At 67.8% G+C, this 1,031-nt stretch carries 2 protein-coding genes; both read right to left on the bottom strand.

Going from position 1 to position 1,031, the window contains the following annotated elements; genetic code table 11:
• Positions 1-16: 16 nt before the first annotated feature.
• The gene (locus AOK24_RS32755) at positions 17-442 is read right to left on the bottom strand and encodes a hypothetical protein (protein ID WP_055723654.1); all 426 of its coding nucleotides are present in this window, start codon (positions 440-442) and stop codon (positions 17-19) included.
• The gene (locus tag AOK24_RS32750; protein WP_055723653.1) at positions 439-831 is read right to left on the bottom strand and encodes a hypothetical protein; all 393 of its coding nucleotides are present in this window, start codon (positions 829-831) and stop codon (positions 439-441) included. The genes AOK24_RS32755 and AOK24_RS32750 overlap by 4 nt, the downstream gene beginning before the upstream one ends.
• Positions 832-1,031 lie beyond the last annotated feature (200 nt).

Below are 1,031 nucleotides of genomic sequence, written 5' to 3'. Positions count from 1 at the left end.
CCCTTCATCCAAGCCGTCAGGACCCACCCCCTCCACCCCTGATCCTCAAACTGTCTCCCGCCTCGGCGACCGCTTCGACAATTCCCAGCGCCAAGGCGTCGAAGTTCTCCCGGTAGAAGGTCAGTTCACGGTGGAAGTCCTCCTCCGAGAACATGTTGCGCTCCAGGAACATGACCGCCGCCGCGGTCAGCGCGCTGTGCAGGGTGTGCAAGTCCTGAGGAGTGAGGCGGAGTTCGAACGACGTCTCGTGTTCGCCCGCGAAACGGTCGGCCAGCGCGTCGACAGCCTTCGCGTCGGCGCCCAGTTGCACGGCCAGGGCCGGGTCGCCGAGGTTTCGGCCGCGCAGGAAGGCCAGTGCCCGGCGGAACGCTGCTGCCTGGACCGGGGTGATCAGGGAAACGTAGGTCTCGCCGTCGCGGGTGAGGCGGAGCCGGGTCCTCACTCCATCGCCTCCGAAGCGGCGTGAACGAGGCTGACTGCGAGGGCGTCGAAGTTCTCGCGGAGGAAGCCGAGCCGGATGTGGAAGGGTTCCTGCAAAAGCCTGCCGCGTGACGTGAATACGGTCGCCGCGGACGTGAGCGCACTGTGCACGACGTGCAGTTCTTCCTGCCGGAACCGGGCGTCGGTCCATCCCGTGTGATCGACGTGCAGCCGCTCGATGATGCTGTCGACCACCTCGGGGCCGCAGCCGAGCCGTAGGGCCAAGGCGCGGTCGCCGTCGTCACGGTGACGCAGAAAAGCCAGTGCCTCGTACATGGCCAGGGCCTGGTCTCTCGTGAGGCGTGCGACGAACTCGCCGTTGTCCCAGGTCAGTTCGAGGGTCGTGTCCACGAAGTGTGTCTTCCCTCCTCGTGGTGGGGGAGGCCGGCGTGATGACGCTCCGCCCTTGGCCCGGTCGTGGGCGACCAGTGTGCCCGTCTCATCGGAGCTGTGCGGTCCCCTTTCTGACCGCGCAAGCCCCCGTCCCCCCAGGCAACCGCTGCCGGTTCCGCGCCACCCACCCGTACACGGCCCGCGCACACCCCCGCACC

This window comes from Streptomyces niveiscabiei (genome assembly GCF_001419795.1).
Taxonomy (GTDB): domain Bacteria; phylum Actinomycetota; class Actinomycetes; order Streptomycetales; family Streptomycetaceae; genus Streptomyces; species Streptomyces niveiscabiei.
This window is presented reverse-complemented; position numbering and strand designations above follow the sequence as displayed.